Consider the following 24,660-nt stretch of genomic DNA (forward strand, 5'->3'; position numbering starts at 1 on the left):
TGCGAGTGGAATCGAACGCTGTGCGAGACCCCCGTCGCTGGTGGGTGCTCGCCGTTCTCTGTCTCTCGCTGATGGTGCTGTCGGTCGACGGCACGATCCTCAACCTGGCCATCCCCTCGCTGATCGAGGAGCTCGGGGCCACTCCCTCCGACATCCAGTGGATCCTGGACGTCTACGTGCTGGCGTTCGCGGGGCTGCTGCTGACGGCGGGCAGCCTGTCGGACCGGTTCGGCCGCCGGCGGTTCCTGGTCATCGGGCTCGCCCTGTTCGGCGGGGCGTCGCTGGCGGCCGTCTTCGCGGCCGAGCCGTGGCAGCTCGTCGCCGCCCGCGCGCTCATGGGCGTCGGCGGGGCCATCCTGATGCCGTCGACGCTCTCCATCCTGATGACCGTCTTCGACGCCGAGGAGCGCCGCACCGCCATGGCCGTCTGGGGCGGGGTGGCCATGGTCAGCGTGATCATCGGCCCTACGCTCGGCGGCTTCCTGCTGCAGAGCTACTGGTGGGGCTCGGTCTTCCTGATGAACATCCCGATCGCCGGGCTGGCCATCGTGGCCGCGCTGGTCCTGATGCGGGAGACGCGGGGGCCGGCGCGCAAGCTCGACCCGGTCGGCGTGGTGCTGTCCAGCGTCGGGCTGACGGCCGCCGTGTACGTCATCATCGAGCGCGAGCTCAACTGGGCGATCATCGCGGTGGCGGTCGCCTCGCTGGTCGCCTTCGTGGTGTGGGAGCGGCGGCGCGAGGAGCCGATGCTGCCGCTGTTCCTGTTCGGCAACCGCAACTTCAGCGGCGCGTCGATGTCCATCCTGCTGATGTCCTTCGGGGCGGGCGCCGTGATGTTCATGCTCACCCAGTACCTGCAGTTCGTGCTCGGGTACGAGGAGGTGGTCGCGGGGCTGGCCATGCTGCCGTACGCGGTGGCGGCGGCCGTCTTCAACGGGATCGGCGCCGGGCTCGGGAAGAAGGTGAGCAACCGGGCGCTGGTGAGCGGCGGGCTCCTGATCATGGCAGGGGGGTTCGCCGTCATGGCGACCACCACCGGCTACCTGCCCCTGCTCGTCGCGCTGCTGGTCATGGGCGTGGGCGGCGGGCTGGCGGGCCCGTCCGCGTACACCTCGCTGATGAACGCGATCCCGCTGGAGCGGGCCGGGGTCGGCTCGGCCATGAACGACACCGTCCAGCAGGTCGGGCTGGCGCTGAGCATCGCCGTGCTGGGCAGCGTGCTGGCCGAGGTCTACACCGGGCAGATGCCCGTCTCCGCGCCCGAGGCGGCCAGGGAGTCCATCGGGGTGGCGATCCAGGCGCCCGCCCTGGCGGAGCAGGCCGGTGCGGCCTTCACCACCGCCATGCACGTCGGGTCGTGGGTGGGCGCCGCGTTCTGCGTCGCCGCGGCGGTGGTCGCCGCCGTCCTGCTGCGCCCGCTCGCGCCCACCGAGAGCCCTGAGCCGGTGACCGTCTAGATCGCATCCCCCACAGGGCGGAACCCCGTGCCGGGCCGGCCGGCGCGGGGCTCCGTGAGTGCGCCTGACCTTACGGGCGCTGCGGGCGGTTGGTCATGTGCTCGGCGGTGCCGACATGCTGCTTCTGCTTGCGCATGCCGGCCAGGCCCAGCAGCCCCAGCAGGCCGAGCAGGCCCCACAGGCCGGCGTTGCCGCCGCCCTGGTCCTGCTGCTGAGGTGCGGGCGACGGGTTGACCTGGCTCTGCGCGACGGGAGCGGCGGGAGCCTCCGCCGTCGCGGCCGCGGCCGGGGCGAGCGTCAGAAAGAAGGCCAGCCCCAGGCCCGTGAGAGTCTTGCGCATTGGGTTCCCCCGATCCGGCGGTCCCTCGACCTTCGAAGACCGCCTGTCGCGTCTCCCGGCCTTGTTCCCGGAAGGCTTCCCCCTGATGGGGCGGATCTTCGTATTCCCTGCTAGACGTAGCCATACCATCTCGCTCCATGATGAAACCTCTGCTCCCGGCGGCCGACACCTTGTAAGAGGATTCCGGCGTACGGCGACACCTTGCATTTGGGGACCTGTGGGGATTACGGCGATACTCAAGACATGTCCGAGCTTCTCGCGCGCCACAGGGCCGTCATCCCCAACTGGGTCGGCCTCTACTACAACGACCCCATCGAGATCGTCAGCGGCAAGGGCAACCGCGTCGTCGACGCCGACGGCAAGAGTTATCTCGACTTCTTCGCCGGAATCCTGACCAACATGATCGGGTACGACGTCCCCGAGGTGCGCGAAGCCGTCGAACGCCAGCTCGCCACCGGCGTCGTCCACACCAGCACCGTCTACCTGCTGCGCGGGCAGATCGAGCTGGCCGAGAAGATCGCCCGCCTGTCCGGCATCCCGGACGCCAAGGTCTTCTTCACCAACTCGGGCACCGAGGCCAACGAGACCGCCCTGCTGCTCGCCACGTACGCGCGCAAGAGCGACCAGGTGCTGGCCATGCGGCAGAGCTACCACGGCCGCAGCTTCGGCGCCGTCAGCGTCACCTCCAACAGGTCCTGGAAGAACAACTCCCTGTCGCCGCTCAACGTGCACTTCCTGCACGGCGCCGACCAGCATCTCGCCCAGTTCAGGGGCATGTCCGACGCCGACTACATCGCGGCGTGCGTGGACGACCTGCGGCACGTGCTGTCGACCGCCGTCTCGAACGACGTGGCCGCCCTCATCGCCGAGCCCATCCAGGGCGTCGGCGGCTTCACCATGCCCCCGGACGGGCTGTTCGCCGCCTACAAGGAAGTGCTGGACGAGCAGGGCATCCTGTTCATCTCCGACGAGGTGCAGACCGGCTGGGGCCGCACCGGCAGCGCGTTCTTCGGCATCCAGAACCACGGCGTGACCCCCGACATGATGACCTTCGCCAAGGGCCTGGGCAACGGCTTCGCCGTCGGCGGCGTCGTCGCCCGGGGCGACCTGCTGGACGCGCTGCACGCCGCCGGCGTGGCCACGTTCGGCGGCAACCCCGTCTCCATGGCGGCCGCCAACGCGACCCTCGACTACGTGCTCGACCACGACCTGCAGGCCAACGCCGCGAGGACCGGCAAGATCATCATCGATGGCCTGCGCGCCGCCGCCCAGCGGCTCCCCGTCGTCAAGGACGTGCGCGGCAAGGGCCTGATGTTCGCCGTCGAGCTCGACACCCCTGCCCAGGCCGCGAGGTTCATGGAGGAGACCAAGAAGGCCGGTCTGCTCGCCGGGAAGGGCGGCCTGCGCGGCACCGCCATCCGCATGGCCCCGCCGCTCACGATCTCGGTCGACGAGGCCACCGAGGGGCTCGGCATCATCGTCAACGCACTCGAAGTCATCAACGCGGAGGCAGCGCAGCAGTGAAGGCAGTCAAGCACTGGATCGACGGAGCTCTCACCGACGGCGACCCCCGCACGTCGGAGATCTTCAACCCCGCCACCGGAGAGGTCAGCGGCACCGTCGCGCTGGCGTCCGTGGCGGACGTGGACGCGGCCGTCGCCGCCGCCGCGGCGGCCTTCCCCGGCTGGCGCGACACCTCCCTGGTCAAGCGGGCGCAGGTGCTGTTCAAGTTCCGCGAGCTGATGTACGCGCACCGCGACGAGATGGCGGCGCTGATCTCCGCCGAGCACGGCAAGGTGCACGGCGACGCGCTCGGCGAGGTGGCCCGCGGCCTGGAGGTCGTGGAGTTCGCCTGCGGCATCCCGCACCTGCTCAAGGGCGGCTTCTCCGAGGGCGTCTCGACCCGGGTCGACTCCTACTCGATCCGCCAGCCGCTCGGCGTCGTGGCCGGCATCACGCCGTTCAACTTCCCGGCCATGGTGCCGATGTGGATGTACCCGATCGCGATCGCCTGCGGCAACGCGTTCATCCTCAAGCCGTCGGAGAAGGACCCCTCGGCGTCGCTGCTCATGGCGCGGCTCTGGAAGGAGGCCGGGCTGCCCGACGGCGTGTTCAACGTCGTGCAGGGCGACAAGGTCGCCGTGGACCGGCTGCTGGAGCACCCCGACGTGCGCGGCGTCTCCTTCGTCGGCTCCACCCCGATCGCCAGGTACGTCTACGAGACCGGGACCGCCCACGGCAAGCGGGTGCAGGCGCTCGGCGGCGCCAAGAACCACATGCTCGTGCTCCCCGACGCCGACCTCGACCTGGTGGCCGACTCGGCCGTCTCTGCGGGCTTCGGCTCGGCCGGCGAGCGCTGCATGGCCATCTCGGTCGTGCTGGCCGTCGACCCGGTCGGCGACGAGCTGGTGCAGAAGATCGTCGAGCGGGTCGAGCGGCTCACCGTGGGCCCCGGCGACGACCCCGACTCGGAGATGGGCCCGCTGGTGACCGGGCCGCACCGCGACAAGGTCGCCTCCTACCTCGACCTGGCCGTCGAGGAGGGCGCCAAGGTGGTCGTGGACGGCCGCGAGACCGCGGTCAAGGGCGGCGGCAAGGCGTCCGAGACGCCCGGCTTCTGGCTCGGCCCGACCGTGCTCGACCAGGTGAAGCCCGGGACGCGGGTGCACACCGAGGAGATCTTCGGCCCCGTCCTGTCGATCGTCCGCGTCTCCTCGTACGAGGAAGGCCTGGAGATCATCAACGGCGGCGAGTTCGGCAACGGCACGGCCGTCTTCACCAACGACGGCGGCGCCGCCCGGCGCTTCCAGAACGAGGTGGAGGTCGGCATGATCGGCGTGAACGTGCCGATCCCCGTGCCGATGGCGTTCTACAGCTTCGGCGGCTGGAAGGCCTCGCTCTTCGGCGACACGCACGTGCACGGCACCGAGGGCGTCCACTTCTACACCCGTGGCAAGGTCATCACCTCCCGCTGGCTGGACCCGTCGCACGGCGGGGTGAACCTCGGATTCCCCACCAACAAGTAAGGCGCCGGGGCGGGCGGCGACGATCACCGCCCGCCCCCGGTAGGCTCCAGGGCGTGATCCGCAGCCGTCTGCCCGCGCTGGCCCTCGCCCTGACGGCGCTGGGCTGCACGGGCGCGGCCCAGCCCGCCCAGCTCACCCCCAGCCCGACGGCGAGCCCCGCGACGAGCCCCACGCCCGAGGCGAGCCCCACGCAGAGCGACGGCACGCTGCAGATCCTCGCCTACCGCGGCTACGCCGAATACGGCGGCATCAGCCCACAGGCCAACTGGACCGGCACGTTCGAGAAGGCCACCGGCTGCCGGCTGGCCCGCATCGACACCGTGCAGACTCCCGAGGAGATGTCCGCCAGGCTCCGCACACGCGCCTACGACCTGGTCGCCGCCGGGCCCGTGGTGGCGGCCGAGATGATCGAGGCGGGGCAGGTCCAGGCCATCGACACCGACCGGGTCGAGGGCTACGACGACATCCCCGAGCGGCTGCGCGACCTGCTCACCGTCGGTGACACGGTCTACGGGGTGCCGTTCCTGTGGGGTTACCACGAGTTCCTGTACGACACGCGCCGGACCACGGGCGGCGATCTGGCCGACGTGTTCGGCTCCGACCGGGTCATGCTGCGCGACAGCCCGCTCACGCTCGCTGACGCGGCGCTCGCGGGCGGCGCCGCAGATCCGTTCGAGCTCGACGCCGAGCAGTTGGAAGAGGCGGCCGGGCGCCTGGCGGCCCCGGAGGAGCGCACGCTCTGGGCCAACCAGCTCGACCTGGTCAAGGGCTTCGCCACCGGCTCCGTCGACTACGGCCAGGCCACCCCTCACCTGCGCGAGCTGCTGGTGAAGGCGCGCCTGCCGGTCAAGGCCGTGTCCGCGCGCAAGGTCACCGGCTGGGCCGACTCGTGGCTGCTCGGCGCCGGGGTCACCGCCACCGACTGTGCCTACCGCTGGCTCGGCCGGATGATCGAGCCCGGCACCCAGCGCGACGCCGCCGCGTGGAACGGACTGGCCCCCGCCAATACCAAGGCGTGCAAAGGCCGTGCCAGAAGCGTCTGCGAGGCGTACGGTGCCACCAGGTCCCATCGGCTGGACCGCGTGGTGTTCGCCACGCGCCCTCCGGGGGACTGCCTGCCGCCGAAGGGGGAGTGCACCGACTACGCCGCCTGGTCGCAGCGGTGGCGCGAGCTCATCGAGTAGCGGGGCCGGCTTCCGCCGCCCCGCGTGACCATGCCGCGGGCGCGCCCAACCCCCGCTGGGCGCGACCTGCTGAGACGCCCCGGGCCTTCCCCCCGTCCCGGGGCGTCTCGCCGTCCGCGGGCCTTCAGCGGGTGGGGAAGGCCACCACCGTGGCCAGTGGGGCGGGGACCAGCGCCTCGGCGCAGTCGGCGCACGCCATCGCCGTCGTGTCGTCGGGGAAGCGGCCCACGCGCACTCTCGGGCGCGGCCACCTCTTGTAGCAGACCACGCAGGCCTCGCCGTCGCGCTGGGCGCTCGTCATGCCCTCAGGGTCGAACGTCAGCATGTCCGGTGCCGTTCTGGTGGGACCCCAGTTCATCGCGCTCCCCGCAGAGGTCGCCCGTCCTCGTGTCGGATCCGTTATAACCCCGGCCGGATCCGTGATCGTCTAGTTCCGTGTCAAGTAAGGGTGAATTCTCTACCCAAGACGCCTGCTTTACACCACAAAATCGGGCATCCAGCTACAAGCCGGATGCCCGATTCATGGGTATATCAGAGGGCGGCGACCGCCTTTTCGAGGATCCCCAGGCCCTCCTCCAGCAGGTGCTCGGGGATGACCAGAGGCGGCAGGAACCGCAGCACGTTGCCGTGCGTGCCCGCGGTCAGCACCAGCAGGCCCTCGGCGTGGCAGCGCTTGACGATCTCCTGGACCGCCGCCGGGTTCGGCTCCTTGGTGCCCGGCACCACCAGCTCGATCGCGATCATGGCGCCGCGCCCCCGCACGTCGCCGATCACGTCGAACCGCTCCTTCATGGCGTGCAGCCGGGGCAGCATGATCTCGCCGATCCGGCGGGCCCTGGCGACCAGGTCCTCCTCGGCGATCGTCTCCAGCACGGCCAGCGCGGCCTCGCAGGCCAGCGGGTTGCCGCCGTACGTGCCGCCGAGGCCGCCCACGTGCACCTTGTCCATCAGGTCCGCCCGGCCCGTCACCGCGGCCAGGGGCAGGCCGCCCGCGATGCCCTTGGCGGTGGTGATGATGTCGGGCACGATGCCCTCGTCCTCGCAGGCGAACAGGGTGCCGGTGCGGGCGAAGCCGGTCTGCACCTCGTCGGCCACGAACACGATGCCGTTCTCGCGGCAGAACTCCGCGATCCGCGGCAGGAACCCCTTGGCCGGCTCGATGAAGCCGCCCTCGCCGGCGATCGGCTCGATCACCACGGCCGCCACGTTCTCCGCGCCGACCTGCTTGTTGATCATGTCGATCGCCTCGGCCGCGGCCTCCTCGGCGCAGTTCTCGGGGCCCGTCGGCCAGCGGAACGGGTAGGCCAGCGGCACCCGGTACACCTCAGGGGCGAACGGGCCGAACCGGTGCTTGTACGGCATGTTCTTGGCCGTGAGCGTCATCGTGAGCAGCGTGCGGCCGTGGTAGCCGTGGTCGAACACGACGACCGCCTGGCGGCCGGTCGCGTGCCTGGCGATCTTGACCGCGTTCTCCACCGCCTCGGCGCCGCTGTTCACGAGGAACGTGCGCTTGTCGTGGTCGCCCGGGGTGAGCTCGTTCAGCTTCTCGCAGACGGTCACGTACGACTCGTACGGGGTGACCATGAAACAGGTGTGGGTGAAGTCGGCGACCTGCTTGCTGACCCGCTCCACCACCTTCGGTGCGGCGTTGCCGACGTTCGTCACGGCGATGCCGGCGCCGAAGTCGATCAGCGAGTTCCCGTCGGCGTCCTGCAGCACGCCGCCGCCGGCGCGGGTGACGAAGACCGGCAGGGTGGTGCCGATGCCGGACGGGACGGCGGCCTGCTTGCGGGCCAGCAGCTCCTGCGATTTCGGGCCGGGGATCGCGGTGACGACGCGCCGCTCCTGGGGAATGCTCATGCCTCCGACGGTACGGTGACCGCCGACCACTCCCGATACGTCGATATGTCACACTGAAGGTGCTTGTCTCGCCTGAATGGATAAAAATTCGGATGGCACCATCGTTGCAGGTCGTGGCCCGTCGGACCGGGCTCCGCCTGCTCGCCGGATCGCCCGACCGTGACGTGCGCTGGGTCGCCGTCAGCGAGTTGGAGGACCCCACGCCGTTCCTGGAGGGCGGCGAGCTGGTGCTCACCACCGGGATGCGGCTGACCCACGACTTCGCTCGATATGTCGGGCGGCTGATGGCGCGCGGGGTGGCCGGGCTGGGCGTCGCGGTCGGGCTCACCCACGACGAGGTGCCGCCGGCTCTGGTCGAGGCGGCCGGCGCGGCGGGGCTGCCGCTGCTGGAGGTGCCCAGGGAGACGCCGTTCATCGCGGTCACCAAGGTCGTCAGCGAACTGCTGGCGGCCGAGCAGTACGAGGAGGTCACCCGCGCCTTCGCCGCCCAGGGCCGGCTGACCCGCGCCGCCCTCCACCCCGACGGCACCCACGCGGTCATCGACCGGCTGGCCAAGGAGCTGGGCGGGTGGGCGGCGCTGTTCGACGACGCCGGCGAGCCGCTGCACGCCACACGAGGCGCCAAGGTCCGGACCGTGGCGGCCGAGATCAGGCGGCTGCGCGGCGGCCGGGGGCCCGCGGCGGCCCGCAAGGACGGGGAGGCGGAGCGGGCGCCCGCCACGCTGGCGCTGGCGTGGCCCGGCGAGAACGTCGTGGTGCAGCCGGTGGGCGGCGGGCCGCGGCCCCGCGGGTTCTTCGCCGTCGGGACCGCGCGGGCCTTCACCCCCGTCTCCCACACCGTCGTCAACGCCGCCGGGTCGCTGCTCACGCTGGCCCTGGAGCAGGGGCGCGCCCACCTCGAAGGCGAGCGCCGGGTCCGGGACGCGGTGCTGCGGCTGCTGCTGTCCGAGCGGCCGTCGGCCTTGCCGGAAGCCCGTACGGTCCTCGGCCCCCTCGGTCCGGCTCTCCCCGGCGAGCCCTTCGTGGTCCTGGCCGTCGGCGAGGACTCCCTGGAACCCCTGGAACCCCTCGCCTTCACCGCCCGCCTCCCCAACCCGGACGATCGGCGCGGCACCTCAAAAGGCGACGGGCCGGGCCGTGCTCCGGCGGGGGGCCTGCGGGTTCCGGATGAGGGGCAGGATGCTGCTTCCGGGCCGGACGATCGGCGCGGCACCTCACGGGGTGAGCGGCCGGTTGTGGGGGAGAGCGGTGGGCGGGACGTGGCCGCGTCCGGGCGGCGTGATGTGCCCGGGGTGCGGGCGTCCGTGGGGGAGAGGGCCGCAGGGGCCGGTCGGCACCCCGGCTCGGGTGAGGGGCGGCGTGATGTATCAGGGGCGCGTTCCCTCCCGTCCGAAGAGAGACGCGACGCCTCCGTGAGGGGTGGCGGTGAAAGGGCGGCGGTCTCCGGGCGGGGGAGTGGGGGAGGTGTCGTGGTGGTGCTTGTGGAAGAAGGGTCGGAGGGGGAGGTCGTCCGGGCGGCCGGTGGGGGTGTCGGGATCGGGGGGCCGTGTTCGTACCGGGAGTTGCGGGCGGGGGTGGAGCAGGCGCGGCGGGCCTACGAGCACGCCGGGGGGCAGGTGCTCAGGTTCGGCGAGCTGGCCGGGCAGGGGCTGATGGCGCTGGTCGAGCCGGAGGCGGCGGGGGCGTTCGCCGCCGCGCTGCTGGCGCCGCTCGCCGCGTACGGGTCGCGGGCCGATCTGGTGGAGTCGCTGCGCGCGTACCTGGAGAGCAACGGTCACTGGGACGCGGCCGCGCAGCGGCTGGGCGTGCACCGGCACACGCTGCGCTACCGGATGCGGCGCGTCGCCGAGCTGCTCGGGCGCGACCTGGACGACCCGGGGGTGCGGGCCGAGCTCTGGTTCGCGCTGCAGGCGGCCGGCGGCAGGTCCTCGAACGGCGCGGCGCACCCCTGAGGAGCTGTCAGTCCTTGTCGGCCGCGTAGTAGGCGATCGTCGCCTGGGTGACGGCTTCGTAGCTGGTCGCGTCGCGGAGGTGACCCGAGCGCTCCAGGCTGATCGCGCCCTGGGCGGCCGCCCACAGGGCGTCGGCGATCTTGCGTGGCTGGGTGGGGCCGAGGTAGCCGGCGGAGATGCAGTCGGAGATCACCCGGTCGAGGATGTTGAGCGCCGCCCTGGCGAGGGTCCTGGCACGCTCGCTGGGCTCGAAGCCGGGGATCGCCCGTTCGAACATGAGGCTGTAGTAGCCGGGCTCGGCCAGGCACGCCTGGCGGTAGGCGGGGACGAGCGCGTTCAGGTACTCGAAGGGGTCGCGGCGCTGCGGCACCCGCTCCAGCAGGCGGCGGAAGCGCTCGAATCCTTCGAGGTAGAGCGCCTCGGCCAGGCCTTCACGGTTGCCGAACATCGTGTAGACGACGGTGGTCGTGCAGGCGGCCTCGGTGGCGATCCGGCGGATCGTCAGGCTGTCGGGCCCGTCGGCCACCAGGACGTTGACCGCGACGTCGAGCAGCCTGGAACGGAGCTCGTCATGGTTGGCCCGCTCGCCCTGCAAGTAGGCGCCCTGAAGCCCAAGCGGCGCCGAGGAGGTCATGGGCCCACGCCTTTCTGCCGAGGGCCCGCCGCTCTGGGAGACCCGCATCGATGACTTAGCCATGGCGGAGATCGTTCAAACCGCTTCGCATGCTAAACATCCCGAATTAGGCCTACTTCTGTTACAAGCCGGGTATACCACCAGGTTGTACATGACGGCAGAAGCCCCCCGGCGGTCTTGTGCACCTTGGTGCAATTCCCCCGCGCGGGGCTTGGCATAACGTCGGAGGCATGGACGTGCGTACCTTCTGGCTCGCAGGCCGCCCCGCCACAGGCGACGCCGAGCTCACCGTGACCAATCCCGACGACGGTCGCGAGGTCGGCCGGGTCTCCGTGCCGACAGATGCCCAGGTGGAGGAGGCCGTCGCCGCCGCCAAGGCGGTCGCGCGCGAAGCGGCCGCGCTGCCGATCCACGTGCGCGCGGAGGCGCTCGCCCACGTCTCCCGGCGACTGGCCGAAAGGTCCGACGAGATCGCCCACCTGATCACGGCCGAGAACGGCAAGCCTATTTTCTGGGCGCGCGGCGAGGTGAGCCGCGCCGTCTCCACCTTCCGCTTCGCCGCCGAGGAGACCCGGCGCTGGTCGGGCGAGGTGCAGCGGCTCGACACCGAGCCCGCCGCCGCCGGCCGGATGGCCTACGTGTCCCGCGTCCCGTACGGTCCGGTGCTGGCGATCACGCCGTTCAACTTCCCGCTCAACCTGGTCGCGCACAAGGTCGCCCCGGCCATCGCCGTCGGCGCCCCCGTGGTGGTCAAGCCCGCCCCGGCCACGCCGCTGTCGTCGCTGGTGCTGGGCGAGATCCTGGCCGAGACCGAGCTGCCCGCGGGCATGTTCTCGGTGCTGCCGGTCGCCAACGAGCGGGCCTCCGGCCTGGTGCTGGACCCGAGGCTGCCGGTGGTGTCGTTCACCGGCTCCGCCCCCGTCGGCTACGCCATCGCCGACCAGGTGCCGCGCAAGCACGTCACGCTGGAGCTGGGCGGCAACGCCGCCGCCGTGGTGCTGGCCGACGCCGACCTCGACTGGGCGGCCCGGCGCGTCGCGCTGTTCTCCAACTACCAGGCAGGCCAGAGCTGCATCGCCGTGCAGCGGGTGATCGTCGAGCGGTCGGTGTACGACGACTTCGTGGCGCGGCTGCTCCCCGCCGTCGCCGGGCTCGTCGTCGGCGACCCGGCCGACGAGAAGACCCAGGTGGGGCCGCTGGTCTCCGAGGCCGCCGCGGAGCGGGTCGAGGAGTGGGTGCGCGAGGCCGTCGAGGGCGGCGCCCGCGTGCTGGCGGGCGGCACCCGCGTGGGCGCCACGTTCGCGCCCACGGTGCTCGCCGACGTCCCCGCCGACGCCAAGGTCTGCCGCGAGGAGGTGTTCGGCCCCGTCATGGTGCTGCAGCCGGTCGACTCGGTGGACGAGGCCTTCGCCGCGGTCAACGACTCCGCGTACGGGCTGCAGGCCGGGGTGTTCACCAGGTCGCTCGACACGGCGTTCCGGGCCAACCGCGAGCTCGAGGTCGGCGGCGTGATCATCGGCGACGTGCCGTCCTACCGGGCCGACCAGATGCCGTACGGCGGGGTGAAGGACTCCGGCGTCGGGCGCGAGGGCCTGCGCGCGGCCATGGAAGATCTCACGTACGAGAAGGTCATGGTGCTGACGGGGCTCAGCCTCTGAGAGACGGGCGCGGGCACGGCCTTCAGGCGCGCTCCGCGGTGTGGAAGAGCTTCCTGGCGGGCTCGCCCAGGATGGGGCCGTACATGGTGCGGCGGTCGTCGCTGTACTTGAAGCTGCTCACGGACGTGATCGTGCCCCTGCCGGTGGACGTGTCGAAGCGCGTCAGCCATGGGCCGCCGCTGGAGCCCGCCGTCATGTCGCAGCCGAGCCCCTGGTCGTGGGTGTCTCCGTAGGGGTCGTCACGCAGGCGGCCGGCGCAGTAGACCAGGTGCCGGCCGTCGTAGGGCGGGTCGGCCGGGTAGCCGAAGCCGATCGCGTGGCCGCCGCGCGGGGCGTTGAAGGCGATGTCCTGGACGCCCACCACGTCGGCGACGTGCCGGCCGCGTGAGGGGGCCAGCGCCACCATGCCCACGTCGTAGCTGTCGTCGGAGCCCCGCGACCAGGGCCCGGCCACGAACATGCGGCGCGCGGTCCACTGCCCGTACGGCTTGGCGCCGTTCGTGCCGTAACCGGGGACGAACGTCCAGTTCTTGGCCCAGGCGCCGGAGCCGTCCTTGACGCAGTGGCCGGCGGTGACCACGACGTCGCGGTTGCGGCTGCGCACGGTGCTGGCCGAGCAGACGAAGTCGACGCCGTTCATGGTGAGGAAGACGCGGCCGGTGGTCCTGGCCACCGCGCCCCCGACCGCCCAGCGGGAGCCGGAGGTCTGGGCCAGCGGGCGGGCCGACTGGTGGCGGGCCTCGGCCCGCGTGCCATGCCGGGGCGGGACCAGGCGGACGTCGCCGCCGGTGACCCCGGGGGCGACGCCGAGGCCGGTGCCGCCGGTGAGGCCGCTCAGCAGGCCGCCCTCGGTGACCAGACCGGGCAGGTCGATGGGCAGGGCGTTGTCCATGCGGTCGGGGGTCCAGTAGGAGAGCACGCGCAGGTGGTCGGCCGCGCCCCGGGCCGCGATGTGCTCGACGACGTCGGCGGGCGCCGGGGCCTCGGGCAGGCGGGTGGCCGCCGCGGGCGGCGGCGGGACGACGCTCGAGTGTCGCTCGGGAGTCGCCCCGACGAGGGCGGGGCCCAGCAGGCCCGCGACGAGGGGCGCCGCCGCGAGCAAGGGGGTGCTCAGGGTCATGCCCACCGAGTGTGCACCACGAGATGTGTCCTTGCGGCTACTTTCCGTGAAATTCCTCATGGCGGGTCGCGGGTTCTGTGCGCGGGCACGTGCGGTGTCGGGGGACAATGGACGGGTGCGCGCACCGACCCTCCGCTCCGTCACCGTCCTCGGATCCACCGGCTCCGTCGGCACCCAGGCCCTCGACGTGATCGCCGCCAACCCCGACCGGTTCAGGGTCGCCGGCCTCGCCGCCGGGGGCGGCAGGGCCGACCTGCTCGCCCGCCAGGCGGCCGAGTCCGGGGCCGAGGTCGTCGCCGTCGCCGATCCCGCCGCGGTGCCCGCGCTGCGTGAGGCGCTGGCCGCGCTCGGGGCGAGCCCCGAGGTGCTCGCCGGCGCCGACGGGGTCGCCGAGGTGGCCGGCCGGCCGTGCGACACCGTGCTCAACGCCATCACCGGCGCGCTCGGCCTGACCTCCACGCTGGTGGCCCTGGAGGCCGGGCGGATGCTCGCGCTGGCCAACAAGGAGTCCCTGATCGTCGGCGGGCCGCTGGTCAAGCGGCTGGCCAGGCCCGGTCAGCTCGTGCCGGTCGACTCCGAGCACTCGGCGCTGCAGCAGTGCCTGTGGGCGTCGGGGCCGCGGGGCCACGATCCTGGCGCGGTCAAGCGGCTGGTCGTCACCGCCAGCGGCGGCCCGTTCCGCGGCCGCACCCGCGCCGAGATGACCGGCGTGACGCCGGAGATGGCGCTGGCCCACCCCACGTGGTCCATGGGCCCGGTGATCACCATCAACTCGGCCACCCTGGTCAACAAGGGCCTGGAGGTGATCGAGGCCCACCTGCTGTTCGACCTCGGCTTCGACCGGATCGAGGTCGTGGTCCACCCGCAGTCGATCATCCACTCGATGGTCGAGTACATCGACGGCTCGACCATCGCCCAGGCGAGCCCGCCCGACATGCGGCTGCCCATCGCCCTGGCGCTCGGCCACCCCGAGCGGGTCCCCGCGGCCACCCCGCCGGTCGACTGGACCAGGGCCCACACCTGGACCTTCGAGCCGCTCGACGACGCCGCTTTCCCGGCGGTCGCGCTGGCCCGCCACGTCGGCTCGGCGGGGGGCACCGCCCCGGCCGTCTACAACGCGGCCAACGAGGTGTGCGTGGAGGCGTTCGTCAAGGGCGGGCTGCCGTTCCTCGGCATCGTCGACACGGTCGCCAAGGTCGTCGAAGAACATCAGGTCACCCCGGCCGGCTCCGTCGAGGAGGTGCTCGCCGCCGACGCGTGGGCCCGCGCCCGTGCGGCGGAGCTCACAGCCGGGCAGTCCCGCTAGCTCCCTAGACTGGGAAGCGTCGTCGACACACAAGGGTTGAAATGTCTCCTGTAGCACTCGGCATCCCCACGGTCCGTCCCAAGCCGCTCGCCGAACGCCGACACTCCCGCCAGATCATGGTCGGCGGCGTGCCCGTGGGCGGTGACGCGCCCGTCTCCGTGCAGTCGATGACCACCACCGTCACCGCCGACGTCAACGCCACCCTGCAGCAGATCGCCGAGCTCACCGCGTCCGGCTGCCAGATCGTCCGGGTGGCCGTGCCGTCCCAGGACGACGCGGAGGCGCTGCCGATCATCGCGAAGAAGTCGCAGATCCCGGTCATCGCCGACATCCACTTCCAGCCGAAGTACGTCTTCGCCGCCATCGAGGCGGGCTGCGCGGCGGTGCGCGTCAACCCGGGCAACATCAAGAAGTTCGACGACAAGGTGGGCGAGATCGCCAAGGCCGCCGCCGAGCACGGCGTGCCCATCCGCATCGGGGTCAACGCCGGGTCGCTCGATCCGCGGCTGCTGCAGAAGTACGGCAAGGCCACGCCCGAGGCGCTGGTCGAGTCGGCGCTATGGGAGTGCTCGCTCTTCGAGGAGCACGGCTTCCGCGACATCAAGATCTCGGTCAAGCACAACGACCCGGTCGTCATGATCAACGCCTACCGGCTGCTCGCGGCCCAGTGCGACTACCCGCTCCACCTCGGCGTCACCGAGGCGGGCCCGGCCTTCCAGGGCACCGTCAAGTCGGCGGTGGCGTTCGGCGCGCTGCTGGCCGAGGGGATCGGCGACACCATCCGGGTGTCGCTGTCGGCGCCTCCGGTGGAGGAGGTCAAGGTCGGCACCGCCATCCTGGAGTCGCTCGGGCTGCGCGAGCGAGGGCTGGAGATCGTGTCCTGCCCGTCGTGCGGGCGCGCCCAGGTCGACGTCTACACGCTGGCCGACCAGGTCCAGGCCGGGCTCGAAGGGCTCAAGGTGCCGCTGCGGGTGGCCGTGATGGGCTGCGTCGTCAACGGTCCAGGCGAGGCGCGTGAGGCCGATCTGGGAGTGGCCTCGGGCAACGGCAAGGGCCAGATCTTCGTCAAGGGCGAGGTCATCAAGACCGTGCCGGAGTCGCAGATCGTCGAGACCCTCATCGAGGAGGCCCTCCGCCTGGCCGAGGAGATGGGCGTGGCGGTCGACCTCGACGACGACGCCTCCGGGCCCGAGGTCGTCGTGCGCTGACCCGTGCCTCCCGCGACTCTCAGGGGTCCGGGAGGAGCTTGGTGAGGAGGACGCGGAGCTCGTGCTCGGCCTCGGGGCCCAGGAGAGACAGGATCTCCGCCTGCAGGTGTTCGGCGGCTTCGCGGACGGTGGTGAGGCGCTGCCTGCCGAGGGGGGTCAGTTCCAGCGCGTAGCGGCGGCGGTCGGCGGGGTCCTGACCGCGGGCGACCAGCCCGAGCCGCACCAGCTCGTCGACGATCTGCGCGGCGGCCGGCTCGGTGATGTCCAGGCGGCGGGCGAGCTGCTGCTGGGCGCACGGGGTCAGGGTCTCCAGGGCGGCCAGGCTGCCGAAGTGGCGGGTGCGCAGGCCGGAGCCGGCCAGGAGCGCGTCGCCCATGCGGCGCAGCCGGTAGTGCGCCTGCGCCACCAGGTAGGCGGTGGTCCGGAGCGGCTCGGGCTCGGGCAGCAGCAGGCTGAGCAGCTCGTTGAGCCGCTCGCGTTCGCCGGGGGTCAGTGACGCGGTGACGCGGGCGTCCCGCTCGGCGACCGCCTCGCGCATGGCGTCGCGTGCCTTGCGGCCCTCCTCGGTGATCGACAGCACGTAGGAGCGCCGGTTTGCGGGGTTGCGGGTACGGGTGACGTACCCGGCCTGCTGGAGCCTGTCGACCAGCCGTACCATGATCGTCCGGTTGATGCCGAGCCGCTCGGCCAGTTCGAGCTGGGAGTCGGCGTCCTGGTCGGCGAGGGTGTCGAGGACCACGAAGTCGCGCGAGCGCGGGTCGTCGCTCAGCGCCTCCGCGGTGAAGCGGGCGTAGACCCGGCGCAGCAGCCTCCCTGGAGACCTGCTCAGGGTTTCCGCGAGCGTCCTGTCCTGCATGCGGCACACCTCCGGCAAGGCAGCTTACCCATGGAGCTGATGGTTAAGCGCACAAATAGTTGGCATGTTGACGATTGGACATAGTGACGGTTAGCGTGGTTGACACCTGAACGAGGAGGCAGCCATGACCTACCGGCTGGACATGTCGATGATGCTCGCGATGCACGACGCGCTCCGGCGCGAGCTGGAGCGCGTCGCCCGCGTCGCCGCCAAGACCGGCGACGACCCGCGGCGGATCCTGCGGGCCGCCGTCGGATGGGAGCTGTTCAAGAAGTTCCTGCGGGTGCACCACACGTCCGAGGACGTCGCGCTCTGGCCCGCGATGCGCGACGCCGTGAGCGCCGACGGTCTGGCGCTGCTCGACGCGATGGAGGACGAGCACGCCGCCATCGACCCGCTGCTGGACGGCGTGGACGCCGCTCTCGCCGACCGCGAGAGCGGCGCCGAGCGGCTCGGCGGCCTGGTCGACGCCCTGGTGACCGGTCTGGGCGGGCATCTGCGGCACGAGGAGTCCGAAGGGCTCGCGCTCATCGACGCCACGCTCGGCGAGGAGCAGTGGAGCCGGTTCGGCCAGACCCACCGCGAGCGCATCGGGGGCGACGCCCCGACCTATCTGCCCTGGCTGCTCGACGACAAGGACCCCCGGGTGGTGGCGGCCATCCTCGACGGCATGCCCGCCGCCCTCCGGGAGGCGTACCGCGACGAGTGGCGCCCCGCCTACGACCGTCTGAACCTCTACTGACGAGGACCCCGCGCCGGAGACCAGGGCGGCATCACGGAATGGCAAGCAATTCTCCATACCGTCTGTCACCGAGTCGCTACGTACGGCAGTATTCCTCGCCTATGGAATGGGGGAGGAGCCGGATGAAGCGGTTCGTGACACTGGTGGGCGGCATGGTGGGCGGCGTGGCCATGCTGGGCGTGTGCGTGGCGCCGGCGAGCGTGGGCGCCGAGGCGAAGCCGGAGACCCCGCCGGCGCGGGTCACGTGGGGCGCCTGCCCGAAGAAGGGCGAGAAGAAGCTCACCACGTTGGCGGAGAGCCTCGGCACCCAGTGCGGCACCGTACGGGTGCCGCTCGACTACCGGGAGCCGTTGGGGCACGCCATCCGGTTGTCCGTCAACCGGATCAAGGCCAAGGAGCCCCGTGACGGCAACCATCTCGGCACCCTGGTGGTCAACCCGGGCGGCCCCGGCGCGTCCGGCCGCGACCTGGCCGTGTACGTGGCCGCGGCGCTGCCGCGCGAGCTGCGCGACCGCTACGACGTCGTCGGCTTCGACCCCCGCGGGGTGGGCGCCAGCCAGCCGGCGATGCGGTGCGTCGACCCCGAGGTCTACCACCGGCCGCCCCGCCCCGACTCGGTGCCGGTCGATCGCGCCGACGAGAACACCTTGCTCAGCCGGGCCGCCGACTACGCCAACCGGTGCGGCAGCGCCTGGTCGTGGCTGCTGCCGCACATGAACACGGAGAACGTCGCCAGGGACCTCGACCGGATCCGCGCCGCGCTCGGCGAGCAGCGCATCAGCTACCTCGGCTACTCCTACGGCACCTACATCGGCGCCGTCTACGCCACCCTGTTCCCGCAGCGGGTCAAGCGGCTGGTGCTGGACAGCGTGGTGGAGCCCGACGGCGAGTGGTACCGGAGCAACCTGACGCAGAACCGCGCCTTCGAGAAGCGTCACCGCGCGCTCATGGCCTGGACGGCCCGCCACAACCGGACCTACCAGCTCGGCCGCACCGCCAGGCAGACCAGGTTCGCCTGGTACGCGATGCGCTCCCGGCTGGCGGAGCAGCCGGCGGGCGGCGTGGTCGGCCCGAGCGAGCTGGACGACACCTTCACGATCGCCGGCTACAGCGAGAGGGTCTGGCCCGAGCTGATCGCCGCCTGGTCCGCCTACGTCCGCGAGGGCGACCCGAAGCCGCTCGTCGCCGCCTGGGAGAAGCACGGCAAGAACGACGCGGACGACGAGAACGGCTACGCCGTCTACCTCGCCGTCCAGTGCCGCGACTCGCGTTGGCCGCGCGACTGGAACACCTGGCGCCGCGACATGACCAGGCTGCACCAGGAGGCGCCGTTCCTCACCTGGCCGAACGCGTGGTTCAACGCGCCGTGCGCGTTCTGGCCGGTGCGCGGCGGGGAGCCGGTCAAGGTGCGCGGCTCGTGGCGGCTCCCGCCGATCCTCATGCTCCAGTCGCGCGACGACGCCGCCACCCCGTACGCGGGAGCGGTCACGATGCGCGGCAGGTTCCCGACCGCGCGCATGGTGGTCGAGACGGGCGGCGACCACGGCATCTCGTTCGCCGGCAACCGGTGCGTGGATCGCCACCTGGTGGCCTACCTGCAGGACGGCACCGTACCCGCCCAGGGGGCGCGGTGTGCGGCCAAGGCGGAGCCGCGACCGAAGGCCCGCATGAAGTCCCGCTCCTCTCTAGGTCACGAAAGGCTCACCGACGTGCTAGCCAGATGAGCTATTCCGTGGTCGTTCGCGTAGTCTGACCATGTGATGCTGCGTACATCGGCGTCGCGCGTCCTCGACGACAGCGACCGGGACGAGGTGCTCGCTCTGCTCGACACCGACCCGGTCGCGAACGTCTTCGTCGCGTCCCGGGTGCGGAGCGTGGGGCTCAACCCGGCCCGGCTCGGCGGGCAGATGTGGGGCTTCGGGCCGCGCGGCGCGCTCGTCTCCCTCTGCTACGCGGGCGCCAACCTGGTGCCGATCAACGCGGGCCCCGAAGCGGTGCACGCCTTCGCCGACCGCGCGCGCAAGCAGGGCCGCCGCTGCTCCTCGATCGTGGGTCCCGCCGACGCGGTGGGGCAGCTGTGGGAGCGGCTGGAGCCGCACTGGGGCCGGGCCCGCGCGATCCGCTGGGCGCAGCCGGTCATGGCGACCTCACGCAGGCCGCCGGTGCCCGCCGACCCGCTGGTGCGGCGGGTGCGGCCGGAGGAGTTCGAGATCCTGCTGCCGGCCTGCGTGGCGATGTTCACCGAGGAGGTGGGCGTCTCGCCCAACCTCGGCGACGGTGGCGCGCTCTACCGCACCCGGGTGTCCGAGCTGATCCGCATCGGCCGGTCGTACGCGCGGATCGAGGGCGGCCGGGTGGTGTTCAAGGCCGAGATCGGCGCGGTGACCCCGCACGCCTGCCAGATCCAGGGCGTGTGGGTCCATCCCGACCTGCGCGGGCAGGGCTACGCGGTGTCGGGCATGGCCGCGATCGTGGAGGCCGCGCTCGACTGCTTCGCGCCCGTGGTGACGCTGTACGTGAACGACTTCAACCACTCGGCCAGGGCGGTCTATCGCCGGGTGGGCTTCCACGAGGTCGACACGTTCATGTCCGTGCTCTTCTGATCCGGTCGGCGGTCTCCTCGGCGAGCTGGGCGAGGATCGACAGCTCGCCCGGCCGCTCGTCGAGCAGCTCGTCCAGGCTGATCCGCCACGTGATGATCTCCAGGGGCGTCGCTCCCGGCTCCTCCGCCAGCCTCAGGCGGGTCTCGGCCAGCTTGAGCTCGTACATGACGCCGAGGTAGTGGCCGACCGCCTCGCTGAGCCACCAGTAGACTTCCGTGGCGGCCGCGGGCACGAAGATCCGGGCAGCCTCCCAGGCGACCCGCCGGGGTTGCCGCACCGCCATGACAGGATTTTACGTCATTTACGTACGTTCGTCCCCTGCAGGAAGGGCCGGGCGGGGGTCAGATCCGGACGAGCTTGTCGAACAGGCGCGTCAGCTCGGCTTCCGGGTCGGCGGTGAGCCCGGCGTGGACCGGGCCGGTCTGCACGATCGTGCTGCGGGGCGCGGTCAGCCAGCGGAACCTGCCGCCCAGCGACTCGGCCGACAGCGGGCCCGCCTCGTCGCCGCAGGCCAGCGCGTAAGCGCTCAACGCCTCCTCGACCCGCGCCACGTCGGCCTCGGGGTCGAGGGCGCGCAGGCGGGACGCGTCCAGCTCGACCCGCGCGCACAGGTAGGCGCGCGGCTGGCAGTAGAGCAGCACGCCCGCGTTGATCAGCTCGCCGCGCTCCACCCGCGGCACCACTCTGATCGCGGCGTACTCGTAGACGTCCCTGCTCACCCGCGCCCACCTCGCCAGAACTCGCCGACCGACCCCGGGCCCGGCCGCTGCGCCTTCGGCGCCGCGCTGGTCAGCCACCCGCCGGGACCGTGCGCGCGCCGCAGCAGGTGATCGACGTACGCCTCGCGCACGGCTCCTGGTGAGGGGAAGCCCGGCTCGCCGTCGAGCCACTCGTCGGGCACCAGCGCCGTCACCTCCTGGAGCAGCTCACGGGTGATGGGCGCGGACAGGGCGGCGGCCGCCTCCTCGACGCTCTCGGCGCCCTCGACGAACGGGGCCAGCACGTGGTCGCCGGCGTCGAACGGGCGCTGCGGGTCGGCCGTCTTCCAGTTGTGGTGGAACCAGAGCGCCGCGCCGTGGTCGATCAGCCAGCTGTCGCCGTGCCAGAGCAGCAGGTTGGGGTTGCGCCAGGTGCGGTCGAGGTTGTGGATCAGACCGTCGAACCAGACCAGCCGGGCCGCGAAGGCCGGGTCGGGGGCCCAGGCGAGCGGCTCGAAGCCCAGTGCGCCCGGCAGGAAGTCGACCGCGAGGTTGCGGCCCGCGCTCGCCTTGAGCAGATCTTGCACCTCCTCGTCGGGCTCGCGGGCGCCGAGCTGCGGGTCGACGTCGATGATCTTCAGCTCGGGGGTGTGGAAACCGAGGCGGCGGGCCAGCTCGCCGGCGATGATCTCGGCGACCAGCACCCGGCGGCCCTGGCCGGCCTCCCGGAACTTGACCACGTAGGTGCCGAGGTCGTCGCCCTCGACCACGCCGGGCAACGACCCGCCCTCGCGCAGCGGCGTCACGTAACGCGTCGCCACAACCTGTTCCAGCACCCGCAAAACCTATCGCGCCGAGCAGCGCGGGCAAAATAACTGTTGCGACAGTAAATGTTCGAACAGCTATCATCGGCGCATGACCGAAGCCTCGATCGCTCTCGTGCTGGGTGGCGGCTCCCTGCTGGCCCTCGTCGGGCGGGAGCTCAACACCGAGACCGAACGCCTGCTCGCGCCGTACGGCCTGACCGTGCAGCAGGCCGCCCTGCTGGGGAACGCCGCCGCGGGCAACGCCACCCCCAGCGAGCTGAAGCACCACCTGGGCACCGACACCGCGGGCATGACCAGGCTGCTGGACCGGCTGCAGGCCAAAGGGCTGGTGCGGCGGGTCCCGCATCCCGGCGACCGCAGGTCCGTCGTCATCGAGCTCACCCCCGAGGGCCAGGCGCTGGTGCCGGAGCTGACGCCGATATTCGGCACGATCAGCCGGCGGGTGTTCGCCGGGTTCTCGGGGGAGGAGATGGCTCAGATGGCCGGCCTGCTCCGGCGGATGCTGGACAACCTCAAGACCGCAGAGCCCGGGAGCGCACCGCCGAGAGGATGAGGCGGCGGATGAGCCCGCTGCCCGGCCGGATGACGATCCAGTACGGGCGGAAGGCGCGCAACGCGTCGGGGCTGGTGGCGACCACCCGCGTCTCCGTCGTCAGCCGGACGCGGCCGCCTTCCTCCGCCAAAGAGAAGGCGAACGTGCCCTTGGCGAACCCGGGCCGGTCGAACGCCTCGAATGTCTCAAGCGAGCCGACCGGCACGTCCTCCGACCTGCCCAGCCGCCACCACTGGCCGATCAGGCCGAGCACCACCTCCCGGCCCGGGTCCACGACCAGCGGGGTGAAGCCGGGGCCGGGCTGCGGCGTGCGGCCGTGGACCAGGCGGGAGACCAGCGACCTGGCGGCGAAGAGGGGCTTGGCCAGGGGGACGTCGTCCGCGCTCATGCCGGTGAGCGCCTCCCACACGCGCTCCCGGGAGGCGTCGATCAGGATCGCGTGCCGTTCGGACATGTCGGGCCGGGGGATGAGCCGGGCGGCGCTGGTGACCACTGGAGCCTCCGTACGGTTGCGCATGGTTCGGACTATACGCCACCGTATGGAAGGCTGGCCGGGTGGGACGACTGAGTGCGGACGACTGGGCGGAGGCGGCCCTGGCCGCGCTGGCGGAAGGCGGCGTCGCCGCCGTCGCCGTGGAGCCGGTGGCCGCCCGGCTGGGCGTGTCCAAGGGCAGCTTCTACTGGCACTTCGCCAACCGGCGGGCGCTGCTGGAGGCCGCGCTGCGGCGCTGGGAGGCGCAGACCGAGCGGGTCATCGCCCGGCTGGAGGACGTCGCCGACCCTCTGGAGCGCATGCGCGTGCTGCTGGAGCGGGCGTTCGGCGAGGGGCGGGACGCCGCGATCGCGTTCCGGCTGATCAGCGAGGCCGACGACCCGCTGGTCGGTGAGGTGGCGCGCCAGGTGAGCGAGCGGCGCCTCGCCTACATGGAGGGCGTGCTGCGCGAGCTCGGGCTGCCCCGGCAGGAGGCGCGCCGGCGGGTGCTCGCCGCCTACGGCGGTTACCTCGGCGTCGCCGCCCTCGTGCGCATCGGGACGATCCGGGAGATGCCCGACGACCTGGCCGGTCTCGCCATGGCGGAACTCGGGCTGACCGGGAACGACCCGTCCGGGCCTCCATGATCCTGCAATAATGACGCCTTATGTCCGAGCTCCGAGCCGATGACCCGCGCCTGCTGGGCGCGTACCGGCTCTCGGCGCGGCTCGGTCAGGGCGGGCAGGGCGTCGTCTACCTCGGCCACACCGGCCAGGGCGCGCAGGTCGCGGTCAAGCTGCTGCACGCCAGCCTGTCGGCCGACCCGGCGGTGCGGCGCCGGTTCCTGGCCGAGGTCGAGGCGGTGCGCAGGGTGGCGCCCTTCTGCACCGCCCAGCTCCTCGACGCCGACCTCGAAGGCGACCGGCCCTACCTGGTGAGCGAGTACGTCGACGGCGTCTCGCTCCGCGAGCACATCGCCGAGCAGGGGCCGCGCACCGGCGGCTCGCTCCACCGGCTGGCCATCGGCACCGCCACCGCCCTGGGCGCCATCCACCGGGCCGGGGTCGTGCACCGCGACTTCAAGCCCGGGAACGTGCTGCTCAGCCTCGACGGGCCGCGGGTGATCGACTTCGGCGTCTCCCGGCTGATGGACGGCACCGCGACCACCGGCAAGATCCCCGTCGGCACGCCCTCGTACCTCGCCCCCGAGCGCATCAAGGGCGAGCCCGCGGGGCCGCCCGCCGACCTCTACGCGTGGGCGCTGACCGTCGCCTTCACCGCCACGGGCCGCCACGCGTTCACGGCGGCGACGGTCCAGGAGGTCATGGCGCGCATCCTGTACGGGAAGCCGGCCCTGGGCACGCTGTCCGGGCCGCTCAGGGCGATCGTCGACGCCTGCCTGGCGCCCGAGCCGGGCGACCGGCCGGACGCGGAGGAGGTGCTGCGGCGCCTGCTCGGCCAGGACGCCACCGGCGACGTGCTGACCTCGGGCGCCATGGCCGCGCTCGGGGCCGCGTCCGGTCCCGTGCCGCCCGGTGGCACGCGGCCCGTTCCATCAGATGACGCGGGCACCGACGGGCCGGCCACCGTGGCGTGGCGGGTGCCTCTGACCGGCCGGCACGAGCTCACCGGGAGCCGGGCGCTCGCGCGGCTCGTCGACACCGCCGCGCCCGTTCGGCAGGCTCGGCCGGTCAAGCGGCGATTAGCGAAGTGGCCCGTCGTCGCCGCGGCCCTGCTGGCGGCGTGCGCGGTGGCCGCGTTCGTGCTCTGGCCGCAGGGTGAGGGCCGGGCGGGGCGCTGGACCGGTTCGGCGACGCATCCCAGCGCCGGGCGGGTGTTCCCCGTCGACATCCGGCTCGATGACGGCGGGGAGTCCAGCATGCGGTGGGGCGCCGATCTGCACTGCTCCGGCATCCTGCGGCCCGTCGGCGACCTCGTGTACGAGCTGCTGCACGTCGCCGGCACCGCGTGCCATCCGGGAACGCTCCGGATGCGGCCGATCGGCGACAGTGGCCAGATGGTCATCACGGTCACCCGCCAGGGTGAGGAAGAAGTGACGTATTCGGGCAAGGTCGCCCGGTCGTCCTGACCTCGAACGGTCACGGTCAGGTGGCGATGGCCCGGCCGCCGTTGACTCTCCGCCACCGGCTGCTTCAGTGGGAAG

The 24,660-nt window shown here is 72.2% G+C and carries 24 protein-coding genes; 14 read left to right on the forward strand and 10 right to left on the reverse strand.

What is annotated here, in order from left to right; genetic code table 11:
* Window positions 1-5: 5 nt before the first annotated feature.
* On the forward strand, window positions 6-1,457 hold the full coding sequence (locus tag AB0K05_RS08925) for an MFS transporter (protein WP_271276049.1): 1,452 nt from the start codon (window positions 6-8) through the stop codon (window positions 1,455-1,457).
* 70 nt (window positions 1,458-1,527) lie between these two features.
* Here AB0K05_RS08925 and AB0K05_RS08930 read toward each other — a convergent pair whose 3' ends face one another.
* Complete coding sequence (locus tag AB0K05_RS08930; protein WP_148033709.1) at window positions 1,528-1,797, reverse strand: WGxxGxxG family protein; 270 nt, start codon at window positions 1,795-1,797, stop codon at window positions 1,528-1,530.
* Window positions 1,798-2,040: 243 nt separating this feature from the next.
* Here AB0K05_RS08930 and AB0K05_RS08935 point away from each other — a divergent pair, with 243 nt between their 5' ends.
* The 3 genes from AB0K05_RS08935 to AB0K05_RS08945 are packed head-to-tail and all read left to right on the forward strand — an operon-like array spanning window position 2,041 to window position 6,007.
* Window positions 2,041-3,321 carry an aspartate aminotransferase family protein gene (locus AB0K05_RS08935; RefSeq protein ID WP_271276048.1) on the forward strand — a complete coding sequence of 427 codons (1,281 nt, stop codon included), beginning with the start codon at window positions 2,041-2,043 and terminating at the stop codon, window positions 3,319-3,321.
* Window positions 3,318-4,823, forward strand: a complete 1,506-nt coding sequence (locus AB0K05_RS08940; protein WP_271276047.1) for a CoA-acylating methylmalonate-semialdehyde dehydrogenase — start codon at window positions 3,318-3,320, stop codon at window positions 4,821-4,823. The genes AB0K05_RS08935 and AB0K05_RS08940 overlap by 4 nt, the downstream gene beginning before the upstream one ends.
* 53 nt (window positions 4,824-4,876) lie before the next feature.
* On the forward strand, window positions 4,877-6,007 hold the full coding sequence (locus tag AB0K05_RS08945) for an extracellular solute-binding protein (RefSeq protein ID WP_271276046.1): 1,131 nt from the start codon (window positions 4,877-4,879) through the stop codon (window positions 6,005-6,007).
* Between the two features lie 124 nt (window positions 6,008-6,131).
* Here AB0K05_RS08945 and AB0K05_RS08950 read toward each other — a convergent pair whose 3' ends face one another.
* Together AB0K05_RS08950 and gabT are read right to left on the reverse strand one after the other, a co-directional pair.
* Complete coding sequence (locus AB0K05_RS08950; RefSeq protein ID WP_261808779.1) at window positions 6,132-6,365, reverse strand: hypothetical protein; 234 nt, start codon at window positions 6,363-6,365, stop codon at window positions 6,132-6,134.
* 173 nt (window positions 6,366-6,538) lie between these two features.
* Window positions 6,539-7,867, reverse strand: coding sequence for a 4-aminobutyrate--2-oxoglutarate transaminase (gene gabT, locus AB0K05_RS08955; RefSeq protein WP_271276045.1), 1,329 nt, complete (start codon window positions 7,865-7,867; stop codon window positions 6,539-6,541).
* 113 nt (window positions 7,868-7,980) lie between these two features.
* On the opposite strand from gabT, the gene AB0K05_RS08960 reads away from it, so the two are divergent.
* Window positions 7,981-9,819, forward strand: a complete 1,839-nt coding sequence (locus tag AB0K05_RS08960) for a PucR family transcriptional regulator (RefSeq protein WP_271276044.1) — start codon at window positions 7,981-7,983, stop codon at window positions 9,817-9,819.
* Between the two features lie 7 nt (window positions 9,820-9,826).
* On the opposite strand, the gene AB0K05_RS08965 is transcribed toward AB0K05_RS08960, so the two are convergent.
* The gene (locus AB0K05_RS08965; protein WP_148033704.1) at window positions 9,827-10,453 is read right to left on the reverse strand and encodes a TetR/AcrR family transcriptional regulator; all 627 of its coding nucleotides are present in this window, start codon (window positions 10,451-10,453) and stop codon (window positions 9,827-9,829) included.
* A 230-nt stretch (window positions 10,454-10,683) separates the two neighbouring features.
* Here AB0K05_RS08965 and AB0K05_RS08970 point away from each other — a divergent pair, with 230 nt between their 5' ends.
* Entirely contained in the window at window positions 10,684-12,111 is a 1,428-nt protein-coding gene (locus AB0K05_RS08970; RefSeq protein ID WP_271276043.1) for an aldehyde dehydrogenase family protein, read from the forward strand.
* 22 nt (window positions 12,112-12,133) lie between these two features.
* On the opposite strand, the gene AB0K05_RS08975 is transcribed toward AB0K05_RS08970, so the two are convergent.
* Entirely contained in the window at window positions 12,134-13,231 is a 1,098-nt protein-coding gene (locus AB0K05_RS08975) for a hypothetical protein (RefSeq protein ID WP_271276042.1), read from the reverse strand.
* Between the two features lie 115 nt (window positions 13,232-13,346).
* Between AB0K05_RS08975 and dxr the strand changes: the two genes are divergently transcribed.
* Entirely contained in the window at window positions 13,347-14,537 is a 1,191-nt protein-coding gene (dxr, locus tag AB0K05_RS08980) for a 1-deoxy-D-xylulose-5-phosphate reductoisomerase (RefSeq protein ID WP_271276041.1), read from the forward strand.
* 41 nt (window positions 14,538-14,578) lie between these two features.
* Window positions 14,579-15,745, forward strand: coding sequence for a flavodoxin-dependent (E)-4-hydroxy-3-methylbut-2-enyl-diphosphate synthase (gene ispG / locus AB0K05_RS08985; protein WP_219550183.1), 1,167 nt, complete (start codon window positions 14,579-14,581; stop codon window positions 15,743-15,745).
* 19 nt (window positions 15,746-15,764) lie between these two features.
* On the opposite strand, the gene AB0K05_RS08990 is transcribed toward ispG, so the two are convergent.
* Entirely contained in the window at window positions 15,765-16,601 is an 837-nt protein-coding gene (locus AB0K05_RS08990) for a MarR family transcriptional regulator (protein WP_148033699.1), read from the reverse strand.
* Between the two features lie 124 nt (window positions 16,602-16,725).
* On the opposite strand from AB0K05_RS08990, the gene AB0K05_RS08995 reads away from it, so the two are divergent.
* The 3 genes from AB0K05_RS08995 (at window position 16,726) to AB0K05_RS09005 (ending at window position 19,946) form a co-directional block, all read left to right on the forward strand.
* Window positions 16,726-17,343, forward strand: a complete 618-nt coding sequence (locus tag AB0K05_RS08995; protein ID WP_271276040.1) for a hemerythrin domain-containing protein — start codon at window positions 16,726-16,728, stop codon at window positions 17,341-17,343.
* Window positions 17,344-17,465: 122 nt separating this feature from the next.
* Window positions 17,466-19,067 (forward strand): alpha/beta fold hydrolase, encoded by a 1,602-nt coding sequence (locus AB0K05_RS09000; protein WP_271276039.1) that lies wholly within the window; start codon window positions 17,466-17,468, stop codon window positions 19,065-19,067.
* A gap of 36 nt (window positions 19,068-19,103) precedes the next feature.
* A complete protein-coding gene (locus tag AB0K05_RS09005) occupies window positions 19,104-19,946 on the forward strand; it encodes a GNAT family N-acetyltransferase (protein ID WP_271276060.1) in 843 nt (280 codons plus the stop codon).
* Here AB0K05_RS09005 and AB0K05_RS09010 read toward each other — a convergent pair.
* From AB0K05_RS09010 to AB0K05_RS09020, 3 genes are read right to left on the reverse strand one after another with little or no spacing between them, the layout of a single operon-like run.
* Complete coding sequence (locus AB0K05_RS09010; RefSeq protein WP_271276038.1) at window positions 19,927-20,229, reverse strand: hypothetical protein; 303 nt, start codon at window positions 20,227-20,229, stop codon at window positions 19,927-19,929. The genes AB0K05_RS09005 and AB0K05_RS09010 overlap by 20 nt on opposite strands.
* A 58-nt stretch (window positions 20,230-20,287) precedes the next feature.
* Window positions 20,288-20,665 (reverse strand): DUF3037 domain-containing protein, encoded by a 378-nt coding sequence (locus AB0K05_RS09015; RefSeq protein ID WP_271276037.1) that lies wholly within the window; start codon window positions 20,663-20,665, stop codon window positions 20,288-20,290.
* On the reverse strand, window positions 20,662-21,480 hold the full coding sequence (locus AB0K05_RS09020) for a HipA family kinase (protein ID WP_364228091.1): 819 nt from the start codon (window positions 21,478-21,480) through the stop codon (window positions 20,662-20,664). Before AB0K05_RS09020 ends, AB0K05_RS09015 begins: the two co-directional genes overlap by 4 nt.
* 79 nt (window positions 21,481-21,559) lie before the next feature.
* Between AB0K05_RS09020 and AB0K05_RS09025 the strand changes: the two genes are divergently transcribed.
* Window positions 21,560-22,024 (forward strand): MarR family transcriptional regulator, encoded by a 465-nt coding sequence (locus AB0K05_RS09025; protein ID WP_271276035.1) that lies wholly within the window; start codon window positions 21,560-21,562, stop codon window positions 22,022-22,024.
* Here AB0K05_RS09025 and AB0K05_RS09030 read toward each other — a convergent pair.
* Window positions 21,984-22,541, reverse strand: a complete 558-nt coding sequence (locus AB0K05_RS09030) for a hypothetical protein (RefSeq protein WP_271276034.1) — start codon at window positions 22,539-22,541, stop codon at window positions 21,984-21,986. The two genes, AB0K05_RS09025 and AB0K05_RS09030, sit on opposite strands and share 41 nt — an antisense overlap.
* 38 nt (window positions 22,542-22,579) lie before the next feature.
* Here AB0K05_RS09030 and AB0K05_RS09035 point away from each other — a divergent pair, with 38 nt between their 5' ends.
* Entirely contained in the window at window positions 22,580-23,143 is a 564-nt protein-coding gene (locus AB0K05_RS09035; protein ID WP_271276033.1) for a TetR/AcrR family transcriptional regulator, read from the forward strand.
* Between the two features lie 20 nt (window positions 23,144-23,163).
* Window positions 23,164-24,585, forward strand: a complete 1,422-nt coding sequence (locus tag AB0K05_RS09040; protein WP_271276032.1) for a serine/threonine-protein kinase — start codon at window positions 23,164-23,166, stop codon at window positions 24,583-24,585.
* The last annotated feature ends 75 nt before the right edge of the window (window positions 24,586-24,660 follow it).

It is taken from the genome of Nonomuraea sp. NPDC049486 (genome assembly GCF_040676925.1).
GTDB classification, from domain to species: domain Bacteria; phylum Actinomycetota; class Actinomycetes; order Streptosporangiales; family Streptosporangiaceae; genus Nonomuraea; species Nonomuraea ferruginea.